Annotated in this window: 21 protein-coding genes; 14 read left to right on the top strand and 7 right to left on the bottom strand. The window is 35.0% G+C overall.

What is annotated here, in order from left to right:
* Positions 1–23: 23 nt before the first annotated feature.
* Together H602_RS0111645 and H602_RS0111640 are read right to left on the bottom strand one after the other, a co-directional pair.
* Entirely contained in the window at positions 24–938 is a 915-nt protein-coding gene (locus H602_RS0111645; RefSeq protein WP_026978155.1) for a bifunctional metallophosphatase/5'-nucleotidase, read from the bottom strand.
* 1 nt (position 939) lies between these two features.
* A complete protein-coding gene (locus tag H602_RS0111640; RefSeq protein ID WP_026978154.1) occupies positions 940–1,719 on the bottom strand; it encodes a 5'-nucleotidase C-terminal domain-containing protein in 780 nt (259 codons plus the stop codon).
* 49 nt (positions 1,720–1,768) lie between these two features.
* On the opposite strand from H602_RS0111640, the gene H602_RS0111635 reads away from it, so the two are divergent.
* From H602_RS0111635 to H602_RS0111570, 14 genes are all read left to right on the top strand, one after another.
* Positions 1,769–2,284, top strand: coding sequence for a DUF6913 domain-containing protein (locus H602_RS0111635; RefSeq protein WP_026978153.1), 516 nt, complete (start codon positions 1,769–1,771; stop codon positions 2,282–2,284).
* Positions 2,285–2,286: 2 nt separating this feature from the next.
* Positions 2,287–3,162 (top strand): 4-hydroxy-tetrahydrodipicolinate synthase, encoded by an 876-nt coding sequence (dapA, locus tag H602_RS0111630; RefSeq protein ID WP_026978152.1) that lies wholly within the window; start codon positions 2,287–2,289, stop codon positions 3,160–3,162.
* 23 nt (positions 3,163–3,185) lie between these two features.
* Positions 3,186–3,695: a ferritin gene (locus tag H602_RS0111625; RefSeq protein ID WP_026978151.1), complete on the top strand. Its 510-nt coding sequence runs from the start codon at positions 3,186–3,188 to the stop codon at positions 3,693–3,695.
* Positions 3,696–3,870: 175 nt separating this feature from the next.
* On the top strand, positions 3,871–4,671 hold the full coding sequence (locus H602_RS0111620; protein ID WP_026978150.1) for an outer membrane protein assembly factor BamD: 801 nt from the start codon (positions 3,871–3,873) through the stop codon (positions 4,669–4,671).
* A 7-nt stretch (positions 4,672–4,678) separates the two neighbouring features.
* On the top strand, positions 4,679–4,999 hold the full coding sequence (locus H602_RS0111615) for a DNA-directed RNA polymerase subunit omega (protein ID WP_026978149.1): 321 nt from the start codon (positions 4,679–4,681) through the stop codon (positions 4,997–4,999).
* A 10-nt stretch (positions 5,000–5,009) separates the two neighbouring features.
* The gene (coaBC, locus tag H602_RS0111610; RefSeq protein WP_026978148.1) at positions 5,010–6,221 is read left to right on the top strand and encodes a bifunctional phosphopantothenoylcysteine decarboxylase/phosphopantothenate--cysteine ligase CoaBC; all 1,212 of its coding nucleotides are present in this window, start codon (positions 5,010–5,012) and stop codon (positions 6,219–6,221) included.
* A complete protein-coding gene (gene porD / locus H602_RS0111605) occupies positions 6,214–7,104 on the top strand; it encodes a type IX secretion system protein PorD (RefSeq protein WP_026978147.1) in 891 nt (296 codons plus the stop codon). Before coaBC ends, porD begins: the two co-directional genes overlap by 8 nt.
* Before the next feature lie 64 nt (positions 7,105–7,168).
* Positions 7,169–8,821, top strand: a complete 1,653-nt coding sequence (gene recN / locus H602_RS0111600; protein WP_026978146.1) for a DNA repair protein RecN — start codon at positions 7,169–7,171, stop codon at positions 8,819–8,821.
* A 45-nt stretch (positions 8,822–8,866) separates the two neighbouring features.
* Positions 8,867–10,057: an enoyl-ACP reductase FabV gene (gene fabV / locus H602_RS0111595; protein ID WP_026978145.1), complete on the top strand. Its 1,191-nt coding sequence runs from the start codon at positions 8,867–8,869 to the stop codon at positions 10,055–10,057.
* A 330-nt stretch (positions 10,058–10,387) separates the two neighbouring features.
* Positions 10,388–14,191, top strand: coding sequence for a fibronectin type III domain-containing protein (locus H602_RS0111590; RefSeq protein ID WP_084404247.1), 3,804 nt, complete (start codon positions 10,388–10,390; stop codon positions 14,189–14,191).
* A gap of 77 nt (positions 14,192–14,268) precedes the next feature.
* Positions 14,269–15,264, top strand: coding sequence for a glycosyltransferase family 2 protein (locus H602_RS0111585; protein ID WP_026978143.1), 996 nt, complete (start codon positions 14,269–14,271; stop codon positions 15,262–15,264).
* Between the two features lie 6 nt (positions 15,265–15,270).
* The gene (gene coaE, locus H602_RS0111580; protein ID WP_026978142.1) at positions 15,271–15,858 is read left to right on the top strand and encodes a dephospho-CoA kinase; all 588 of its coding nucleotides are present in this window, start codon (positions 15,271–15,273) and stop codon (positions 15,856–15,858) included.
* A 69-nt stretch (positions 15,859–15,927) separates the two neighbouring features.
* Complete coding sequence (locus tag H602_RS0111575) at positions 15,928–17,514, top strand: sensor histidine kinase (RefSeq protein ID WP_026978141.1); 1,587 nt, start codon at positions 15,928–15,930, stop codon at positions 17,512–17,514.
* 3 nt (positions 17,515–17,517) lie between these two features.
* Entirely contained in the window at positions 17,518–18,246 is a 729-nt protein-coding gene (locus H602_RS0111570) for a response regulator transcription factor (protein WP_026978140.1), read from the top strand.
* A gap of 30 nt (positions 18,247–18,276) precedes the next feature.
* Here the strand turns inward: H602_RS0111570 and H602_RS0111565 are convergent, their stop codons facing one another.
* The 5 genes from H602_RS0111565 to H602_RS0111545 form a co-directional block, all read right to left on the bottom strand.
* On the bottom strand, positions 18,277–19,014 hold the full coding sequence (locus tag H602_RS0111565; protein ID WP_026978139.1) for an acyl-[acyl-carrier-protein] thioesterase: 738 nt from the start codon (positions 19,012–19,014) through the stop codon (positions 18,277–18,279).
* A 17-nt stretch (positions 19,015–19,031) separates the two neighbouring features.
* Complete coding sequence (locus H602_RS0111560; protein WP_026978138.1) at positions 19,032–19,649, bottom strand: hypothetical protein; 618 nt, start codon at positions 19,647–19,649, stop codon at positions 19,032–19,034.
* 29 nt (positions 19,650–19,678) lie between these two features.
* The gene (locus H602_RS0111555) at positions 19,679–20,335 is read right to left on the bottom strand and encodes an Ig-like domain-containing protein (protein ID WP_026978137.1); all 657 of its coding nucleotides are present in this window, start codon (positions 20,333–20,335) and stop codon (positions 19,679–19,681) included.
* Between the two features lie 82 nt (positions 20,336–20,417).
* Entirely contained in the window at positions 20,418–21,353 is a 936-nt protein-coding gene (gene miaA, locus H602_RS0111550; protein ID WP_026978136.1) for a tRNA (adenosine(37)-N6)-dimethylallyltransferase MiaA, read from the bottom strand.
* Between the two features lie 6 nt (positions 21,354–21,359).
* Positions 21,360–22,199 carry an ion transporter gene (locus H602_RS0111545; protein ID WP_026978135.1) on the bottom strand — a complete coding sequence of 280 codons (840 nt, stop codon included), beginning with the start codon at positions 22,197–22,199 and terminating at the stop codon, positions 21,360–21,362.
* Positions 22,200–22,202: the final 3 nt, after the last annotated feature.

The raw sequence follows: 22,202 nt of genomic DNA, 5'->3' as shown, positions 1-22,202 counted from the left end.
TTAATGACTTAATGGTTTAAAAATTAAACAATAATCGTCCGTGATTCGTGTGTTTTCTTTTTGTTATGGTCAAAGTAAAAGTCAATTCTTCCCAAGTTGATTCCGTAAGCACCTACTTGATTTACTAAAGTTTGTGCACCAGCCTTGTTTGTTACAATTGTTGGTTTATCCAGAAAAGTGTGCGTATGACCGCCGATAATCAAATCTATATCCTTGGTTTTTTTAGCTAAAGTCAGATCAGAAATTTTGTCAGGATCGTTTCTATAATTGTAACCTAAGTGCGACAAGCAGATGATCAAATCACATTTTTCCTCTATTTTCAAAATGCGTGTCATTTCTTCTGCGGTTTCAACGGGATCGTTATAAACGGTTTCTTTGTACATCTTTTTGTCCACCAAACCTTCCAACTCAATACCTAAACCAAAAACACCAATTTTGATTCCACCTTTATTGAAAACTTTGTAGGGTTTTACAATTTCGTTCAAAACCGTATTCTTAAAATCATAATTAGCAGAGACAAAATCAAATTTTGCATGAGGCAATTGAGCATAAAAACCATCAATTCCATTGTCAAAATCATGATTTCCCATAGTTGCCAAATCATAATTTAACATACTCATTAATTTAAATTCCAACTCGCCACCATAATAATTAAAATAAGGTGTGCCTTGGAAAATATCTCCAGCATCCAAAAGCAAAACATTTGAATTTTCTTTTCGAATACTGTCAATCAAAGAGGCTCTTCTAGAAACGCCACCTTGGTTGGGATTCCGAGAATCATCAGCGGGAAAAGAATCAATATGACTGTGAACATCATTGGTATGCAAAATTGTCAAATGCTTGATGTCCGGCTTTCCAAAAGACATCAAAGGCAAACTTGGTAACGCCAAAATAGCTGAACTTGCAGCAGTTTTCTGAATAAAATCTCTTCTTTTCATCTTAATTTTCTTTTGCAATTCTAATGTCGGTTAATACGGGAATCGTGTCTACAGCTTTGAAATAGTCAATCCAAACGTTTCTTAATTTGTAATCCAAGTCATACATTTTTGTCGCTTTTTGAAAGAAATTCATGCTGTCGCCACCGTTGTATAAATAATCGTTGGTAGCAACATAATAGGTCTTCTGTGGATCTAAAGGTTGTTTCTGAATCAAGATGTTTTTTGCAACATCATTTTTATCAATTGTAAATGTCAGTCCTGCCAAGGGATGAGGCTTTTTTTCTTTAATCAAGTAGTCAATCATTTCCAAAATTTGTTCTCCCTTTAAAGCAGCTACAATTAAACTGTTTTCAAATGGCATTAATTCAAATGCAGTTCGAGTAGTCACATTTCCTTTGTTAATGATCGAACGAATTCCTCCATTATTAAGAAGACAAATATCTACACTCTTTTTTTCTCTCATCATGAAAAGTTTGGTGGCACTTGCTAAAGTGATGTCAGACTGTAAGTTTCCAATTTTAGTTTGATAAGTCCCCTTTTTATCAATATTTTCAGTTGCAATTGCTAATATTGAGTTCAAATCGGCATCAATATGTTCGCGGTAGGGTGCGATATATTCTTCAATAGCTGTTGTAGTTGCGAGTGCTTGCGTTACTGGAATTTGTTTTCCTTCTACCTTATTTACATACAGTTTTTTTTCCGCACAAGACCAGAATGTGGCAACTGTTAAGATTAAAACAAAATAGTGTAAAATAGGTGTATACTTTTTTAGATTTACCATTTCAAATGATACTTATTTAATTAAATTTGTAAGTTGAAGCAAAAGTAGTATGTTTTTAAATTTTTTAAAGAAATTTCTATTAAAAAGAAAGTTAAAAAAAGCACTTTCGTTAGATAGCGATGGCTATTCTGTAGATAAAATCAGAACAGTTGGATTGCTTATCGATGAAACGTATTTTGCAAAGAAAGAAGATTTAATTCGCGCTTTAGAAGATAATGGAGTTGAAAGAGAGCATATTGAAGTGCTGCTGTATCATGACAAAGACAAAAAACGAGACGCAAATTTTCCTTCTTTAAGTTTAAAAAGTGTAAGTTGGTCTGGATCGATAGAAAAAGAGGATGTTGTGCAATTTAAGGCCACAAAGTTCGATTTACTGATCAGTTATTACGATATCGAGAAAGCACCACTTTTATTAGTGACACAGCGTTCAAAGGCAAGTTTTAAAGTAGGTTTTTCAACTATTGATAAAAGATTAAACCATTTATTGATACAAACTACGGCGGAAGATCACGCAATTTTCATTCAGGAATTATTCAAATATTTAAAGATTTTAAACAAAATATAAAGATGCAAGCATTTGTAGGAACGGGAGTGGCACTTGTAACTCCATTTAAAAAAGATTTTTCTGTAGACCATGAGGCGCTAGAAAAAATTGTAAATCATGTTATAGAAGGTGGTGTAGAATACTTGGTGGTTCTAGGAACTACTGGAGAACCTGCAACCTTGACTTCTGAAGAAAAAGAAGCGGTGATTGATACCATTGTTAAAGTGAATAACAAACGCTTGCCATTAGTTTTAGGAGTTGGTGGAAACAATACCATGCAACTCGTTGAGGAATTAAAAACGAGAGACTTTACTGCATTTTCGGCAATCTTGTCCGTTTCTCCTTACTACAATAAGCCGACGCAAGAAGGAATTTACCAGCATTTTAGTGCGATTGCAAAAGCAGCGCCTCTTCCTGTAATACTGTATAACGTACCAGGTCGAACGGCGAGTAATATGTTGCCTTCCACAGTAATTCGTTTGGCAAATGAGTTTTCAAATTTAATTGGAATCAAAGAAGCTGCTGGAGATATTGTTCAAGCTATGAAAATTATTCAAGGTAAACCAAAAGATTTCCTTGTAATTTCTGGAGATGATATGATTACCTTGCCAATGGTTTTAGCAGGAGGTTCAGGAGTGATTTCGGTTATTGGTGAAGGTTTTCCAAAAGAATTTTCGCAAATGGTTCGCTTAGGTTTGGAACGAAAAGTGGACGAAGCGTATGCATTGCATTATAAAATTGCCGAAGCCACTGATATGATTTTTGAACAAGGAAATCCAGCGGGAATAAAGCACGTTTTTAAAGCGCTAGGTTTGGCAGAAAATACGGTTCGCTTGCCTTTGGTGGCTGTAAACGATGATCTTGCAAGCCGATTGCAGGCATTTACCCAAAATATATAATTAAGTAAAAAAAATAAAGTAATATGTTATCTCAAACAATTCAAGCGGCCTTAAATGGGCAAATTAGCGTAGAAGGAAACTCCTCACAGATCTATTTAGCAATGGCTTCTTGGGCAGAAGTGCAGGGTTTTGAAGGAATTTCTACATTTATGTATGCACAATCGGACGAAGAACGCATGCACATGTTGAAATTGGTAAAATACGTCAATCAAAGAGGTGGAGAAGCAAAAATTTCTGCCACTGTTGAACCTGTTTTGGACTTGTCAAATTATAAGGTACTGTTTAAACAATTGTTGATTCATGAAGAAAAAGTATCTCAAAGTATCAACGAATTAGTTGGGATTACTTTGGACGAAAGAGATTATGCGACACACAATTTCCTACAATGGTACGTCTCAGAACAGATTGAAGAAGAGGCTAATGCACGTTATATCTTAGATAAAATCAATTTAATAGGAGACGATAAAGGTGGGTTATACTTGTTTGACAATGAAATGAAAAACTTTACAAGTCAGATCCCAACACCACAATAAATCTAAAATTCCGCAGTTTATAATCTTAATTTTCAGTTGTTTTTTGGTATAAAAAGACGGCTGAAAAAAATGTTTTGTAGTCTCTAATTAATCATTAACTTTGCCCGCTATGTTTCAGTAGTTGAGTTTTGGTTTTAAACCGCTAATTTGCAACCCAGAAACTTTTATTTTTACAATGAAAAAAATACTTTCAATACTTTTATTTACTTTGATTTTAAGCTCATGCAGCGAATATCAAAAGGCGCTTAAAACAGAAGAAATCGGTGTAAAATACGATGTCGCTACCACCCAGTACGATAAAGGAAATTATGGTAAAGCAATTCGTTTGTTTGAGCAAATCGCACCTACATACCGCGGTAGACCTCAAGCAGAGAAAATGTTTTACATGTATTCGCAATCGTATTTAAAAACGAAACAATATTATTCGGCAGCTTATCAGTTTGAAAGCTTTACGAGTAGTTATCCAAAAAGTGAAAAGGTAGAAGAAGCAACCTACTTATCCGCTTTTAGTTATTCTAAACTTTCTCCGAGATACAGTCTAGATCAAGTGGATACTTTTAAGGCAATTGATAAATTACAAGCTTTTATAAATGTTTATCCAACATCTGAATATTTGGCAGAAGCAAATGTAATTGTCAAAGACTTGCGCGAGAAATTAGAGAAGAAATCGTTTGAAACGGCTAAGCAGTACAATACGATTTCAGATCACAAAGCAGCATTGGTTGTTTTGGATAACTTTATTGCCGATTTTCCAGGAACAAAATATAAGGAAGAAGCCTTGTATTACAAACTGGATTCAGCTTATAAATTAGCCATTAATAGTGTTGATACAAAAAAAGCAGAGCGACTTAATAGTGCAAAAACAGCGTATTTAAATTTGATGAAGTTCAATCAAACTTCGTCATTTAAAGAACAGGCAGACGACATGCTTACGCGAATAGAAACAGATTTAAAACAAATTTCAAATAATAATTAATAAAGTCATGGATTTAAAAAAGACGAATGCTCCAGTAAATACAATCACGTACAATAAGTCGATGATTGAGGAACCTACGGGAAATGTGTATGAGGCAATCACAATTATGGCTAAAAGAGCAAATCAAATCAACACTGAAATTAAAAAAGAGTTGACTGAGAAGCTAGAAGAATTTGCAACATATAACGATAGTTTAGAAGAAGTTTTTGAAAATAAAGAACAAATTGAGGTTTCTAAATTCTACGAAAAATTGCCTAAGCCACACGCTTTAGCAGTTCAAGAATGGTTGGATGATAAAATCTACCATAGAGACGCAACATCAAAATAATTTATTGACTATGTCAGTGTTAAGCGGAAAAAAAATAGTACTAGGCGTTTCTGGTGGAATTGCCGCTTATAAAACTGCATCTTTAGTCCGACTTTTTATAAAAGCAGGTGCCGAGGTTCAAGTAATCATGACACCTGCTTCTAAAGATTTTGTCACTCCTTTGACGTTATCTACGCTTTCAAAAAATCCTGTTCATTCCACTTTCTATAATGAAGTGGATGAAAATGCTTCATGGAACAACCATGTAGAAATCGGTCTTTGGGCTGATTTGATGATTATTGCACCAGCAACTGCAAATACTATGTCTAAAATGGCACACGGTACTTGTGATAATCTATTGTTAGCTACGTATCTTTCTGCAAAATGTACGATATATTTTGCTCCAGCAATGGATTTGGATATGTACAAGCATCCCTCTACATTAGCAAGTTTTTCCGCTTTAAAATCGTTTGGCAACATTATAATTCCCGCGGAAAGTGGCGAATTAGCCAGCGGACTTTCTGGTGAAGGTCGAATGGCTGAACCTGAGAATATCCTTTCTTTTATAGAAAATGATATGATAGGGAAGCTGCCTTTGCGTGGTAAAAAACTAATGGTTACGGCAGGACCAACGTACGAAGCAATTGACCCTGTTCGATTTATTGGAAATCATTCTTCAGGTAGAATGGGCTTTGAAATTGCCAATGAGGCGGCGAAATTGGGAGCCGAAGTCACATTGATTTCTGGACCTTCTCACTATATTCCCGCTGACAAATCGATTCATTTGATTCGAGTGATTTCTGCAGAGGAAATGTACAATGCATGTCACACTTATTTTGAAAACACGGATATTGCTATAGCTGCAGCAGCAGTAGCAGACTACAGACCAAAAAATGTTGCTTCGCAGAAAATAAAAAAAGCAGAAAGTAGTTTAACCTTTGAGCTTGAGAAGACCAAAGATATTTTAGCTTCCTTGGGAGAAATCAAGAAAGATCAGTTTTTAATTGGCTTTGCCTTGGAAACGGAGAATGAAATTGAAAATGCAAAGGGTAAAATTCAGAAAAAAAACTTAGATTTGATTGTTCTGAATTCGTTACAAGACGATGGAGCCGGTTTTGGCACATCAACGAATAAAGTTACATTTATTGACAAGAATTTTAACATGGAGCCGATGGATTTAAAGTCCAAAGGAAAGGTGGCTCAAGATATTTTAAACAAAGTAATAGCCCATTATAATGACTAAACTTTTTTCTATTATTGTACTTTTTTGCTGTTTTGCCGTTCAAGCACAAGAATTGAACTGCATTGTTAAAATCAATGCACAAAGTTTGACCAATAGCAATCAACCGATTTTTAAAACGCTAGAAACGTCGTTGACTGATTTTGTCAATAAAACCAGATGGACCAACAAGAAATTTAAACAAAGCGAGAAAATAGATTGTACTATTTTTATCAACGTTACCAGCTATGGTTCAGATCAGTTTGTAGCTACTTTGCAAGTGGCTTCTTCAAGAACTGCGTTTGGATCAAGTTATATATCTCCTGTTTTAAATTATAATGACAAGGATTTTAATTTCAAATATGTTGAGTTTGAAAATCTAATATTTAACCCCAACAGTTTTGATTCCAATTTAGTTGCTGTAGTTGCTTTCTACGCGTACATTATCATTGGATTGGACGCGGATACATATGAATTAAATGCTGGAAAACCTTTTTACCAACAAGCGCAAGAAGTGGTTAATTTAGCACAACAAAGCAGTTATAAAGGCTGGAGCCAAAATGATGGCGGAAGTCAGAATCGATTTTTTTTAACTAATGATTTGATGTCTGGTACGTTTGATCCTATAAAATCGGTGTTATACAATTACCACATCAATGGTTTAGATTTGATGAGTGAAAGTCCAAGTAAGGGAAAAGAAGGTATGAAAACTGCACTTTTAGAGTTGCAAAAAATCCACTCCATTCGTCCCAATTCTTTTTTAACTCGTTTGTTTTTTGATGCTAAATCAGATGAAATTTTATCTGTTTTTTCTGGCGGCCCACAAGTTAAAATTACAGATTTAGTGGATAATTTGAATCGAGTTTCGCCTTTGAACTCTTCAAAATGGGCAACGATTCGCTTTTAAATTTGATGATTTTACCACGGATATAACTCAAGTTCGGTTTGATTTTAACGACTAAAATACAACAATGCTTACTTCACTTTCCATTAAAAATTTTGCTTTAATAGAAAAATTATCTATTGAGTTCGACAATGGCTTTTCTACAATTACTGGAGAAACGGGAGCTGGTAAATCCATTCTTCTAGGTGCTTTAGGATTAGTTTTAGGAAAAAGAGCCGACCTATCTGCATTAAAAAATAAAGAAGAAAAATGTGTTATAGAAGCACAATTTTCGATTTCTAAATACAATTTACAATCCTTTTTTGAGACTCATAACTTTGATTATGACGCATTCACTATTATTCGTCGGGAAATATTGCCTTCAGGAAAGTCGCGCGCTTTTGTAAACGACAGTCCAGTAGGTGTTTCCGATTTGCAAGAATTGGGAGTGTATCTTATTGACATACATTCACAACAGCAAACGCAGGAACTTTCTGAAGAGAAAATTCAATTTGAAATTATTGATGCAATTGGTCAGAATGGTACTTTATTACAGCAATATGGTCAAGCTTTAAAAAACTACAAGGCAAATAAAAGTGATTTGCAGAAACAAAGGGAAGCTTATGCAAATGCGCAGAAAGAGCAAGATTACACTACTTTTTTACTCAATGAATTGGTGGAAGCTAAATTAGTTTCAGGCAGTCAAGAAGAATTGGAAGAGCAATTTCAACAGTTGAATAATGTAGAATTTATCAAAGAAAATTTGGATAAGACTTTGGCTTTGGCCGAAGAGGAACAAATTGGTGTCATTCAGAATTTGAAGGAAGTGCGATCGCATTTACAGAAAATCGCAAATTTGACTTCAGAATACCAGGTTATTTTTGAGCGTGTTGATTCTGTTTTAATAGAATTTGATGACATTATTTCAGAGGTAAATGTTTTGGCAGAGCAACTGGTCAACGATCCTGAACAACTAGAAGTATTGAATCAAAAATTACAATTGCTCTATTCCTTGCAGAAAAAGCATCAAGTTAATTCAGTTGAGGAATTATTGATTGTTCAGAATGAATTGGAACAGAAGGCATTTGCAGTGCAACACTTGGAAGATGCGATTGAAAAGTTAGAAAATGAGTTGATTGCAAACGAAAATGAGTTGGATAAGGTAGCGGCTTCTTTACATCAGAATAGAGAGAAAGCAATTCCTGTTCTGGCAAAGAAATTAGTGCAGTACTTAGTGCAATTGGGAATGCCCAATTCCCAATTTAATATTCAACTGACGCAAAAGAAAAGCTATTTTGCCAATGGAACTGATGAATTACAGTTTCTATTTTCTGCCAATAAAGGATCTGATTTTGGATTATTGAAAAAGGTAGCTTCTGGTGGAGAAATGTCGCGAATTATGTTGGCTGTTAAAGCAGTTTTGGCACAATATTCAAAACTTCCCACGATTATTTTTGATGAGATTGATACGGGAGTTTCTGGTGAGATCGCTAATAAAATGGCCTTCATTATGGAGGAAATGAGCAGTACGATGCAGGTGTTTTCAATTACGCATTTACCACAAATTGCGGCACGTGGAAAACAACATTTTAAGGTTTTTAAAGAGACGGTTGGTAATCAAACCCAGTCCAATATTATTCGCCTGACCCAGGACCAACGGGTTCAAGAATTAGCAGAAATGATTTCGGGCAAAGACCTTTCTGAGGCAGCCATTAATCATGCGAAAACCTTGCTTAACTAATATTTTGATTTATATTTGTTCAACGTAATAAAAAAAACGAATCTTATGATTATAGAACCAAGAATGAGAGGATTTATTTGCACAACGGCACATCCGGATGGAGCTGCTGAAAATGTGAAGCAACAAATCGACTATGTGAAGTCCAAAGGTGCGATTGACGGACCCAAACGTGTTTTGGTAATCGGTTCCTCCACAGGTTTTGGATTGGCTTCTCGAATCACGAGTGCGTTTGGTTCAGATGCAGCTACAGTTGGAGTCTTTTTTGAGAAACCACCCGTAGAAGGAAAAACGGCTTCGGCAGGATGGTACAATACGGCGGCTTTTGAGCAAGAAGCGCAAAAGGCAGGATTGTATGCAAAAAGTATCAATGGAGATGCATTTTCAGATGAAATTAAAGACCAAACGTTAGCTTTAATTAAAGCAGATTTAGGACAGATTGACCTTATTATATATAGTTTAGCATCTCCAGTGCGTACACATCCTAAAACGGGTGTAACACATCGTTCTACGTTAAAACCTATTGGAGAAAAGTTTACCAATAATACGGTTGATTTTCACACGGGTAAGGTTTCCGAAGTTAGTATCGAACCTTGTTCAGGTGATGATATTGAAAATACGGTAATTGTAATGGGTGGCGAAGATTGGAAAATGTGGATGGATGCTTTGAAAAAAGAAAATCTATTGGCAGAAGGTGCAATGACTGTAGCTTATTCCTATATAGGGTCCTCATTAACGGAAGCAGTTTACAGAAATGGAACAATTGGAAAAGCAAAAGATGATTTGGAAGCTACGGCATTTTCAATTACTGATGCACTTTCGGATATTGGCGGAAAAGCGTATGTTTCGGTAAACAAAGCGTTGGTTACTCAAGCGAGTTCAGCGATTCCTGTAATTCCATTGTACATTTCTTTACTTTACAAAACAATGAAAGCTAAAGGAATTCATGAAGGTTGTATTGAACAAATCCAACGTTTATTTCATGACCGCTTGTTTTCAGGAAAAGAAGTTCCTGTAGATGAAAAAGGAAGAATTCGTATTGACGACTGGGAAATGCGCGATGATGTGCAAGCAGAAGTTGCGGAATTGTGGAGTAAAGTAACTACAGAAAACTTGTCTGAATTAGGTGATCTGGACGGTTACAAAAAAGAATTTTACAATTTATTCGGTTTTGATGTAAGAAATGTAGACTATTCAAAAGATACCAATGAAATGGTTCAAATTGAAAGTATAAAATAGATTTTTTTAAAATAATAAGTTGAAAATCCAGGCGAAAGTCTGGATTTTTTTGTTTTAAGTAGTTAAATTGTAGATGCTTAAGTTGTGTCGTTTTTTTCTGGCGAATTATGATTTCAACTTGGAATCTTTTGCACTGTAAATTGTAAGATCATTCTTTCACACAAAGAAATTAAATATGTTTAATTTTATAACATTACACGATAAATTTGTTATTATTTCTTTTTTTGATGTTTTATACGTCGTGACACTTAAATGTTAACATGGAATCTTTTATAAATCTTATAATAATTTATATTTTAGCGAGATATTAATTTAAACTATTAGAGAATTATGAAAAAAATTACACTATCACTAGTCTTTCTCTTGACCATGGTCTTGAGCGGCTATGGACAAGTTTCGTACGATTACGGTTGGGAACCGGCCGGTCTAGGATCTTGGACTGTGGAGGGATATTCGAGAACTACTCTTATTCCTTGTACGGAAACAGCATCAGTTAGAGCCAATGTTTGGGAATTTAATGCAAATTTGTCCTTAACCTCCCCAAGCTTGGGAACTTCCAATGGAGGACTTGTAACCTTAAATTTTGATTACAAAGTCATCAATTATTCTGGTAACACAGCAGCGCTAAGTAGTCAAGTTGATATGGTCACGGAATGGTCAAACTCTGCTTCTGGACCTTGGACTGAAATTGGAGTAATCGGGGAATCGAATCATATTTCTTCTGCAACTTGTGCAACGATTAGCTATACATTTTCTGCTACTCCAGGCGATTTTTTTGTTCGATTTAAAACAAATTATTTAAATGATGGAGATGTTTATTATTATTTTGATACTATTAACGTATCTCAAGGTGCAGCACCATCATGCGTGTCTCCAACAGGATTAACGGCTTCAAATGTTTTAAGTAGTTCAGCTACTTTAAACTGGGAAGCAGTAACGCCAACTCCTTCATTAGGTTATGAGTATTATTACTTGGATGTCAATCAAGCACCTTCAGCAGCTGGTACGGCAACTACAGCACTTTCTGGAGATATAACAGGATTAATTCCAAATACAAAATATTACTTTTGGGTCAAATCAATCTGTGCTGATGGACAAAGCGTATGGAATGGTCCATTAAGTTTTAGAACGCTTTGTGTTTCATTTGACGATTTCATAGAAGATTTTTCAGAAACTACTGCTGCAACGGGTGCGATTCCAAATTGTTGGACTAAAACGATTACTTCTACCAATATAAATGCAAACGTTTCGGTAATCAGTAACACTTTTGCATCTGCACCTAACGCAATAAGCATGACTAATTCAAGTGATGTATCATCAGATATTTTGTTAGTTTCACCAGCTTTAACGGCTATTGGAGAAAATACACACCGAATGAAATTTAAGGCTAGAGGAGGAACTGCTGGACAGATTTTAATAGTAGGTACGATGAGTGATGCTACAGATGCTACCACATTTACACCTTTGTCTACATTTACTTTAACTGCTAATTATCTTACCTATAATGTAACAATGAACACAAGTACGACTGATAATCATATTGCATTTAAACACGGTTTGGGTGGTACCTTTCGTACAGTGTATTTAGATGATGTTGTTTGGGAGGAAATTCCCTTTGCAGCACCAGGTTGTATTGAAGATATGAATACTGTTCCAGATGTAGGATGTGGTAACTTTCCAACTACTTTTACTTGGGATGCGATTGATAATGCTGATGGATACAAAGTGTCTATCGGAACTTCTCCTGATGGTGAGGATTTAGTTGTAGATAACGTAGATATCAATAGTGCATTGAATTATTCATTTGTTGGTGATTTAGGTACGACTTATTATTATACGATTGCACCTTACAATGCTTTTGGAACTGCGACAGATTGTTTTGAAGATAACTTTACCACTTATGATGATGGTTGTTATTGCGAAGCATTGCCTACGTCAAACGATGGTGCAGGAATTTCAAGTGTACAGATTAATGACGTGGTTACTACAGTAGGAGATGTACTTTATGGTAATTTTATTGAAAATGGCGCAATAGACATAACACAAGGTTTGAATACAATCATGAACGTAACTCTAGCAACGGGTGCTACTTATTTCACTCATGTATGGGTTGATTTTAATGATAATTTTACTTTTGAAGCTTCAGAATTAGTTTACACAGGCGAGTCTGGTGCTACAAATCCTTTCGTATTAAATACTTCTTTTGTTGTTCCTGCTACGGCTGCAATTGGAGAGCACAGAATGCGTATTGTTGCAACGGATTATGTACAAACGCCTGCTAATCCTTGTTATAGTAGTATATATGGTGTTGCTTTAGAATTTCTAGTTAATGTTTTGCCAGCACCGGATTGTTTTCCGCCATCTGCTACATCAGTTAGTGCAATTACAGCTACATCGGCAACATTGAGCTGGGTTTCCACTGGAACTTTATTTAACGTAGAACTTCTCTCTGCAGGTCAAAATCAGGGATCTGGTACCGTAACGTCTGGAATAGCAGCAAACACTTTAAACTTAAGTGGCTTAAATCCTCAAACAAACTACAGTTATTTTTTACAAACAGATTGTGGAAGTGGTAGTTTAAGTCCATGGACGGGGCCTTTTAATTTTAGAACAGGATGTGAAGCATTTGGTAATTTTACTGAAAGTTTTATAACTGAAGTTACAATTCCTGCTCCAGAATGTTGGTATACAATTAAAGGTACTGCTGACGCATTTGCTAGAATTCAAGTATCATCTTTCGGTGATTATGTTGAAATGTACAATTCTAATGACGCAGCAGCTGCTTTGTATTTAGTTACACCAGTACTAACCGATTTACCATTAAATTTGCATAGAATTAAATTCAGAGCATATTCAGGAAATGCTGGTGTTCAATTGGTTGTAGGAACTATGAGTGATCCGTCAGATGCTAGTACATTTACTGCAGTTCAAACTATTCCAATGACCAATGCCTTTGCAATATACTCAGTACCTTTTGCTAGTTCAACAACAGACAGTCATGTTGCGTTTAAGTTTGTTGGTACTAGTACATATCAATATATGTACATTGACGATGTAACTTGGGAAGTTAATCCAAATTGTCAGGATGTTAATGTTGTTGCTTTTGGTGGTTCTACTTCTACAACGGCAGATATTTCCTGGACTCCAGGAGGAACAGAATCGGCTTGGCAGTATGCTTATGCAGAATCTACAGTGAATACTCCAGAGGGTTTAACTACTTTTGATGTAGCTACTACACCTTCTACTACAATTACTGATCTAACTCCTTCAACATCTTATAGAGTTTGGGTGCGTTCCGTTTGTAATGGAACTGATTTTGGTGCTTGGTCTCCTTCGATAACATTCGTAACTGCTTGTGTCGCATTTGATGCTCCGTATGCGCAAAACTTTGACACTTTTCCACCATTATGTTGGTCAAGAGCTGGAGCAGGCACAGTTGCTACAGGTCCAACAGGTACTGATACTGGAATTTGGGCGGCAGATGGATTTTTAAATGCGGGTTCAACTGGTGCTACCTCAATTAATCTTTACTTTTCAGGTAGAATTGGGTGGCTAATCTCACCTTCTATGAATACTGTAACTGGAGAAACATATAACTTATCTTTTAACTATGGTGTTACCACATGGTTAGGAACTGAGTCTATTGCAATGGGGTCAGATGATTCTGTAAAAGTTGTAATGACTACTGATAATGGAGTTACTTGGACTGAAATTCAAAATTTTACAGCTGCAAGTAATGTGTCTAACGTTTCGCAAGATTTTACGTATGAATATGTGGCTACTTCAAGTGCAGTTAAATTCGCATTTGTAGGTACTGATGGAATTATTGATGATGAGTCTGATTATAACTTTTACATCGACAATGTGGCTTTTGAGTCTGAATTATCAAATGTTGATTTTGATAGCAACTCATTCACAGCATATCCAAACCCTGTAAAAGATGTTTTAAATGTGAGCTTTACGCAAAACATTTCGAATGTAACAGTGTACAATCTTCTTGGACAACAAGTTTTAATTATGAATATGAATGCAAACAAAGGTCAAGTAGATATGTCAAGCTTAGCTTCTGGAACGTACTTAGTAAAAGTATCTACAGAAAATGCAGTGAAAACGATCAAAGTGATCAAACAATAAATTAAAATTTTTTTAAATTTATAAGCCACCTTCGGGTGGCTTTTTTTTTAATGGTATATTTGATAAAATTTTCAACTATGCTTTTTTCTTTGATCATACCCGTTTACAACCGTCCAGATGAAATAGAGGAACTGTTACAGAGTTTACTTTTACAAGACTATAAACTTCCTTTTGAAATAGTGGTTGTAGAAGATGGTTCGTCAATTCCGTGCCAAGAAATTGTAGAAAAATTTCAATCTGAACTTGATATTAGTTATTATTATAAGTCCAATTCAGGTCCTGGTGATTCAAGAAATTATGGAATGAATGTAGCTAAAGGCGCGTATTACATCATTTTTGATTCCGATTGTATTATTCCTTCTAACTATTTAATCGAGGTGGATAAGGCATTGAAGTTAGAATTTACCGATTGTTTCGGTGGACCGGACAGAGCTTTGGATAGTTTTTCGGATGTACAGAAGGCTATAAATTTTGCAATGACTTCCTTTATCACCACTGGTGGAATTAGAGGTGGTTCAGAAAAAATTGATAAATTTCAACCGAGAAGTTTTAATATGGGAATTTCTAAAAAAGCATTTGAAGCATCAGGTGGTTTTGGGAAAATTCATCCTGGCGAAGATCCCGATCTATCCATACGATTATGGAATTTAGGTTTTGAAACCAAGTTAATTCCAACCGCTTATGTTTATCATAAACGGAGAATTGATTGGTCTAAATTCTACAAACAAGTCAATAAATTCGGTAAAGCAAGACCTATTTTAAACCATTGGTACCCCAAGTATTCTAAACCAACTTACTTTTTTCCAACCCTATTTTTGTTAGGAATGATTGCAGCGGTTGCCACTGCGTTCTTAAAAAGTTATATTCTGATATTTATCTTTACCATCTATTTTGAATTGCTTTTCATTCTCGCTATTTTGCAAACCAAGAGCTTTAAAATTGGTTTTCTGGCTGTTTTTGCCACAATTATTCAATTTTATGGTTACGGAATTGGTTTTTTAAAATCATTTGTATTAGTGAAAATTCTCAAAAAGAAACCGCAAAATGCATTTCCTGAACTTTTTTTTAAATAAAGCTTAATGACAAAAATTGTAGGATTGACCGGAGGAATTGGAAGTGGAAAAACCACTGTTGCAAAAATGTTTCAGGAGTTAGGCATTCCTATTTACATTGCAGATACAGAAGCAAGAACTTTCACTAATCAGCCCAAAACCCTAGCGTTGATTGCAGAAGAATTTGGCACATCTGTAATTGATAACGGTCAATTGGATCGAGTGGAAATGGCAAAAATTGTCTTTAACAGTCCTGAAAAATTAAACCTTCTCAATGCAATCATCCACCCTTTAGTAGGCAACCATTTTAAGGAATGGCTGCTTCAGCATCATGCAGCTCCATTCATAATCAAGGAAACGGCCATCTTATTTGAAACCCGAGGTCATCTTTTATGCGATTATGTCATCACCGTAACTGCACCAATGGATGTACGAATCAGCCGCGTTCAAAATCGCGACCTTACTTCAGAGGCAGAAATTCAAAAACGCATCAATAACCAGTGGTCTGATGCACAAAGAATCGAATTGAGCGACTTTGTAATTACAAACAATCGCATAGAATCAACACTACAGCAAGTAAATGACATCTATAATAAAATTTTAAAATTTTTATAATAAATTTTTGTTGTTAATGTTTGGTTAATATGTTAAAATGCCAAATGTTAAAATGTTAATTTTGTTCGTATGAATAAATTGTTGTTTCGTTTATTGGTGTTTTTGATGAGCCTTTCGCTAATCGGAATTATATTGGTACAGTTGTACTTGATTAATACTTCGTTCAAGAATAACGAGGAGCAATTTAAGTACCACGTTAAACAAGTAATGGGTAATGTGGCTGATAATTTCAAGGAGCAAGAGGTTTATAATTTACTCAATCAATACAATATTTTAAAAGACGCGAAAGGTAAAAAGCCTACTAAAACCGAGCTTTTAGATTTTGTTTTGGTACAGAAAAATAGAACTACTAATAAAACAATCATTTATTCCAACAGTATTCTTTCTGAAGATTACAATGTCAATTTGTCGTTCTTTGATAAGAAAATGGACTCGGTAAACAAGGTTACTAACTTTGTATCTAACAGTAAAACAGAAGTTTATTCTGGAGATGGATTAGATCAATCCAACCTTCAATTAAATCCTTCGCCCGAAATGACTATTAAAAAGTCGGGTAGAATGGAACTATTGGATAAAGTGCAAATTCAAATGTTTTTTGACGGAATAACGGAGACCAAGTCATTGAAAGAACGGGTTTCATTAGATGCGTTGCAAAAGTTGCTTAAGAAAGAATTAAAGCTATACGATGTCAATACACCTTTTGAATTTGGGATTTATGAAAATGGTTTAGCAACAAAAGTAAAATCGGCGGATTTTAAATTTGATAAAAATTCTACGTTTGGTATTCCTTTCTTGACTAATTCTGAGGGCAAAAGTGATTATCAATTGTTAGTTACTTTTCCAGAAAAAAAGAAATTTCTTTTCTCGGAATTGGTAGGAATTACAACCTTATCGATCATTTTTACGTTAATAATAATAATAGCATACACTAGCGCTTTAAATCAGTTGATTAAACAACGTCAGATTTCTGAAATCAAAACGGACTTTATCAATAATATGACGCACGAATTTAAAACGCCAATCGCTACGATTAACCTTGCTTTGGATGCTATTAAAAGCCCTAAAGTAATTGACGATCGAGAAAAAACCACACGGTATTTGCAAATGATTCGGGACGAAAATAAACGAATGCATGCCCAAGTGGAAAATGTTTTAAGGATTTCCAAACTGGAAAAAAGAGAGTTGGAGATCAATAAGGAGTCTATGGATATTCATGAAATTGTGGAAGAAGCCATTGAGCATGTCAACCTAATTATTGAAGATCGAAACGGAACAATAAGAACACATTTTAAGGCCACAAGAACAACGGTGCTGCTAAATGATGTACACTTTACAAACGTTATTGTAAATGTATTGGACAATGCCATTAAGTATTCACCAGAAGATCCCGTTATCGATGTGTATACAGAAAACGTGAAGGATTTTGTGATAATAAAAGTGCAAGATCACGGTTCAGGAATGAATAAAGTAGCATTAAAAAGAATATTTGAAAAATTTTATAGAGAACATACAGGCGATATTCACAATGTGAAAGGACACGGTTTAGGATTAGCCTATGTGAAACGAATTGTTGAGGACCACAATGGTCAGATTACTGTTGAAAGCGAAAAAGGTAAGGGAAGTACCTTTATCATAAAATTACCACTAATAAATTAAGTTATGGAAAACGAAAACAAAAAAATTCTTTTGGTTGAGGATGATCCGAACTTCGGATCGATACTAAAAGATTATTTAATACTAAATGACTTTGATGTTACTTTAGCGAAAAATGGAATGGAAGGATTTGAAAAATTCAAAAAAGACACTTTTGATTTGTGTATTTTGGATGTCATGATGCCTTACAAAGACGGATATACGCTTGCAAAAGAAATCAGAGAAAAGAATAAAGAAGTGCCTATTATTTTCCTTACAGCTAAGTCCATGAAAGACGATGTATTGAAAGGTTATAAAGTAGGAGCGGACGATTATTTGAACAAACCTTTTGATTCAGAAGTACTTTTGATGAAAATCAAGGCAATTATCCAACGCAAATCTTCTGAAGTAAAAGCAGATGCTACAAAATTTGAATTCATCATTGGAAATTTCCATTTAAATTCGAAATTGCGTTTCTTGACTTATAAAGATACAGAGCCAATTAAGCTTTCGCCAAAAGAAAACGAATTGCTAAAAATGCTTGCCGTGTACGAAAACGATTTGATGCCAAGAGAATTAGCGTTGACTAAAATTTGGAGAGATGATAACTATTTTACTTCTAGAAGTATGGATGTGTACATTGCCAAGTTAAGAAAATACCTTAAAATGGACGATGAGGTTGAAATTTTAAACATTCACGGAGAAGGTTTCCGTTTAGTGGTTAAGAACAAACCGCCAGCTCCTGCTGCAGAATAAATTTTGAAACTCCGAGAAATCGGAGTTTTTTTATGTTGTAAATTCTAGCGAGAAGCAACTTCGACCCTCTTTTAGTATTGAAAATGTTGTGGTGTTTTCTATCGTTATCGAAAAAAGAGCTACTTCATCTTCCAAGAATAATTCATTTAAAAAGTTGAGATCTAAACTTTTAATAGTTTGCTTAAGCAGTAGTTTCGGATATATTAAATCCAAACACCATTCTAAATACTTAACGTTATTTACGTGATTGACTATATCTAAATCTGAAAACACCACTTTATGACTGCCTAATTTTACGGTGTCAACTGGAATTCTGATTCGCTTGACGCGTTCAACTGTAGGCAACATTTGTGGGAATTTTTCGCAATGATCGTGTGGCAAGTGCAAACTTTCGGGCCTTCTAATCCTAGTATTTAAGACTACCCAAAACGTTTCGCAAGAAATGAGTTTTACTCCATTCTTATACACTTCTAAAGCCCGAACGGAACGTGCATTTTCTAATGATACAATCCACGTTTTAATAACAATGGTATCATTCCATTTAGGTAACGCATCAATTTCAATCCGCATCTTACTTAAAACCCAAGCTTGGTCCTTTTCCTGCATATCAGCAAAACTTATCCCTCCCAAATCGGAATGTTCCGAAGCAGTTAATTGCAATAAATTACATAAATCGGTATAGTTCAAAGCGCCGTTTGGAGCACATTGAGAAAAATTAATAAGCCACTCTTTTTCGTGAATGGATTTAAAATTGGGATGTATTGGCATGTTCTACAAGTTAGCTTTTAATATATTTTAAGTCCAAATGTCAATTGCATCTGATTCGATTGTTGCAGATAATCTTCAAATGCTGCATTGGTTTTTATGTCGTATTGAGAATTAATGTAATGAATTCCGACAAAAGCGGCAAGACTAGTTCCAAGTTGCCAATCGGTATTCAATCCAATTTTCAAATGATTTCCTGAGTAATGACCAAAATGTTGCGACCTTGTTTTTTGATTGACATAATCATTTCCATACCCGATGTTTGGTACAAATGTCAATCGTTCAGTCAATTCTAAATCATAGCTGATGAAATAATTAAAAGATTGAGCATTTGAATGATTAAAATTGCCCACTTTTGAAACATCAGAGACAGAGTAGGATGTAAATTCGTAGCCAAGTCCTGCGCGAAAATTTCCATAATTTAGTAATGCCAAACTGGTACCAAGACCGCCACCGTTCTTATGTGCTTTTGCAAAAGCATTGTCGCCAAAGTGAAATGAAGCTATAGGATAAAGCCTCCAAACGGCTGAGATTTTAAATTCATTTTTTTGCTGAGCAGTTTGCTTTATTGCAGGTATTTCTTGCCCAAATGTCTGCAAATTGCAAACAAAAGTAATTATTAGAAATAATTTTTTCATAAGAAGTATTTATATGTATTTCTAATTAATTAATAAACTATGGTGTAACTAAATGGTACATTTCCGGCAGTTACTTGTTCGGAATAGTTGGTAACCGTTTGAGGCGAGGTCGAATAATTCGTAATGCTGTAGTTAACGGTAAAGGTGTGGTTTTTCAAAACCTTAATCGAAATTGGAAAATAATAATTCAATTCAGAGAAACTACTTGGGATACTTTCCGTACTAACTGCATCTGTGGAAAAGGCAGTAATTTGGTTACTTTGATTTATTTGTTCTTTTAAAACAGTAAATTCAGTTACATCCGCCTCTTTTAACAAAATTACAATTCCTGTGTCATAGAGATAATCTGAAAAATCTGATTTTTTTAATTGATCTATTTCTTTGGCATAATAAATAGAAGTAGCGTCATTATAATAATCAGGAAAGTAGGAAATTGAAATTGTTGCTCCTTCGTTTTCTGGAGGAGGAAAAAGAAGTGTTGCAAATCCATCCTTGTTGGTTTCACTGAGAGATATCTCATCAGATAAGCCGCCACTACTTACGCGAACACTGACGGGAACTTCGGGAATTGGAATGCCATTTTTATCTACCACTTTTGTCTGTACAATAAATTTTGATCCACCGTCGTACTGAATTTGGCATGAAATGAAAAACAATGTGGTTAAAAGGAGTAGTATTTTTTTCATCTTATATACATTATATGGGTTTTGATGCGATTTAGAGCCGATTAAATTTCAGAAAAGCATTCAATAGGAGGATGCTACTGTTCTAATTTGGTTGCGAATTTATTTTGAAATTTATCGTTTCGACGATCGTAGACAATGAGGTTTCGTAATCAAACCACGTTACATTTTCAGTTCTTCTAAACCACGTTAATTGTCGTTTGGCAAATCGTCTTGTGTTTTTTTTGATTTCTTCTATGGCAAAATCAAGTGTAATACTTCCGTCAAAATAATCAAAAAGTTCTCTATAACCCACGGTTTGTAAGGCATTCAAATTCCGATTTTCATAAACGCCTTTTGCTTCCTCCACTAATCCATCCGCAATCATTTGATCTACTCGAAGGTTGATTCTATCATAAAGTACTGCACGTTCTGCGTCAAGACCGATTATAATTGGAGTGAAATTGCGCTGTTTTTTTTCCTGATTTAAAAAAGATGAATAGGGTTTTTTAGTACCCAAACCCACTTCCACAAAGCGCATCAACCGTTGTGGATTTTGCAAAGTTTGCGGATTGTCTTGTAAAATAAAAGAATAATAATCCGGATCTGTTTCCTCTAGCTTTTCTTGTAAATACTGCAAACCTAAAGTTTCATAGGAATGTTGCACTTCTGCTCGAATTTCAGAATCTATTTCAGGAAATGTGTCAAAACCTTGTAGAACGGCATTGACGTAAAGTCCTGAACCACCAACTAAAATGGCAAAATCATTAGCTTCAAATAAAGAATCAGTTTTTAAAAGTGCTTCTTTTTCAAAATCCCCCACCGTATAATTTTCAAAAATGGATTTATTTTGGATAAAATGATGTTCTGCTGAAGCCAGTTCTTCATCAGAAGGAACAGCCGTACCAATTTTCATTTCCTTAAAAAATTGCCTGGAATCACAAGAGATTATTTCGGTTTTAAAATGATTGGCCAATTTAATGCTCAAAGCGGTTTTGCCAATAGCAGTGGGTCCAACGACCACAATTAGAAATTTACTCATTGCAAATTAGTTTAATTTAGTACCACATTTGGAACAAAATTTTGCGTCGTCTGCCAAGGGTTGCGAGTTGCAATTTGGACAATTTGGAGCAAAAACCTTACGTTTACTTTTACTATTGGCAATTTGGGCGGTAACAATTCCAGTAGGAACTGCAATGATTCCGTAACCTAAAATCATAATGAACGATGCAATTGCTTTTCCAAGTGAGGTAACGGGTGCGATATCGCCGTAACCTACAGTAGTAAGCGTTACAATACACCAATAAATACTGGTGGGAATGCTAGTAAAGCCACTTTCTTTGCTTTCCACCACGTACATTACCGCTCCAAGAAGTATAGAAATGATAAAGATGAAGTACACGAATACAGTTATTTTAGTCCGACTGGCATTGATAGCTAATTTTAATTCAGAAGCTTGACCTGTGAAATTACCAAGATTTAAAATTCGGAACAAGCGTAATAAACGCAAAGCTCTAACTACGGATAAAATTTTTGTACTCGGGATAAAAAACGATAAATACATAGGAAGGATCGAAATAAAATCAATTATTCCGTAAAAACTAAAAATATATTTAAGAGGTTTTCGCGTTGAAATAATGCGTAAAACGTATTCAATGGTAAAGAATATGGTAATTACCCATTCGGCAAAAACCAGGAATTCATGGTATTTGTTATCTAAATGTTCTACCGTTTCTAATAGGACCAAGAGTACACTCAGCAGAATCACTCCTAAAAGCAAGAGGTCAAAAAGTTTTCCAGCTGGCGTATTTACACCATGAATGATGATGTTAATGCGCTGTCGTAGGACTTCAAAATATGATTTTTTAGTGGGTTCCTTTTTAATCATTTC

Origin of the sequence: Flavobacterium tegetincola DSM 22377 (assembly GCF_000425485.1) — a bacterium.
In the GTDB taxonomy this organism is placed as follows: Bacteria; Bacteroidota; Bacteroidia; order Flavobacteriales; family Flavobacteriaceae; genus Flavobacterium; species Flavobacterium tegetincola.
The sequence above is the reverse complement of the archived record's forward strand: the minus strand, read 5'-3'. Positions and strand labels throughout refer to the sequence as shown.

What these genes read in the sequence shown, in the direction of transcription:
- fabV (WP_026978145.1), top strand. Translation starts at nt 8,867, where the DNA reads ATGATTATAGAACCAAGAATGAGAGGATTTATTTGCACAACGGCACAT.
- dapA (WP_026978152.1), top strand. Translation starts at nt 2,287, where the DNA reads ATGCAAGCATTTGTAGGAACGGGAGTGGCACTTGTAACTCCATTTAAA.
- H602_RS0111620 (WP_026978150.1), top strand. Translation starts at nt 3,871, where the DNA reads ATGAAAAAAATACTTTCAATACTTTTATTTACTTTGATTTTAAGCTCA.
- coaE (WP_026978142.1), top strand. Translation starts at nt 15,271, where the DNA reads ATGACAAAAATTGTAGGATTGACCGGAGGAATTGGAAGTGGAAAAACC.
- miaA (WP_026978136.1), bottom strand. Translation starts at nt 21,353, where the DNA reads ATGAGTAAATTTCTAATTGTGGTCGTTGGACCCACTGCTATTGGCAAA.
- H602_RS0111645 (WP_026978155.1), bottom strand. Translation starts at nt 938, where the DNA reads ATGAAAAGAAGAGATTTTATTCAGAAAACTGCTGCAAGTTCAGCTATT.
- H602_RS0111615 (WP_026978149.1), top strand. Translation starts at nt 4,679, where the DNA reads ATGGATTTAAAAAAGACGAATGCTCCAGTAAATACAATCACGTACAAT.
- H602_RS0111560 (WP_026978138.1), bottom strand. Translation starts at nt 19,649, where the DNA reads ATGAAAAAATTATTTCTAATAATTACTTTTGTTTGCAATTTGCAGACA.
- H602_RS0111575 (WP_026978141.1), top strand. Translation starts at nt 15,928, where the DNA reads ATGAATAAATTGTTGTTTCGTTTATTGGTGTTTTTGATGAGCCTTTCG.
- H602_RS0111570 (WP_026978140.1), top strand. Translation starts at nt 17,518, where the DNA reads ATGGAAAACGAAAACAAAAAAATTCTTTTGGTTGAGGATGATCCGAAC.
- H602_RS0111625 (WP_026978151.1), top strand. Translation starts at nt 3,186, where the DNA reads ATGTTATCTCAAACAATTCAAGCGGCCTTAAATGGGCAAATTAGCGTA.
- H602_RS0111640 (WP_026978154.1), bottom strand. Translation starts at nt 1,719, where the DNA reads ATGGTAAATCTAAAAAAGTATACACCTATTTTACACTATTTTGTTTTA.
- H602_RS0111545 (WP_026978135.1), bottom strand. Translation starts at nt 22,199, where the DNA reads ATGATTAAAAAGGAACCCACTAAAAAATCATATTTTGAAGTCCTACGA.
- coaBC (WP_026978148.1), top strand. Translation starts at nt 5,010, where the DNA reads ATGTCAGTGTTAAGCGGAAAAAAAATAGTACTAGGCGTTTCTGGTGGA.
- recN (WP_026978146.1), top strand. Translation starts at nt 7,169, where the DNA reads ATGCTTACTTCACTTTCCATTAAAAATTTTGCTTTAATAGAAAAATTA.
- H602_RS0111590 (WP_084404247.1), top strand. Translation starts at nt 10,388, where the DNA reads ATGAAAAAAATTACACTATCACTAGTCTTTCTCTTGACCATGGTCTTG.
- H602_RS0111565 (WP_026978139.1), bottom strand. Translation starts at nt 19,014, where the DNA reads ATGCCAATACATCCCAATTTTAAATCCATTCACGAAAAAGAGTGGCTT.
- porD (WP_026978147.1), top strand. Translation starts at nt 6,214, where the DNA reads ATGACTAAACTTTTTTCTATTATTGTACTTTTTTGCTGTTTTGCCGTT.
- H602_RS0111635 (WP_026978153.1), top strand. Translation starts at nt 1,769, where the DNA reads ATGTTTTTAAATTTTTTAAAGAAATTTCTATTAAAAAGAAAGTTAAAA.
- H602_RS0111555 (WP_026978137.1), bottom strand. Translation starts at nt 20,335, where the DNA reads ATGAAAAAAATACTACTCCTTTTAACCACATTGTTTTTCATTTCATGC.
- H602_RS0111585 (WP_026978143.1), top strand. Translation starts at nt 14,269, where the DNA reads ATGCTTTTTTCTTTGATCATACCCGTTTACAACCGTCCAGATGAAATA.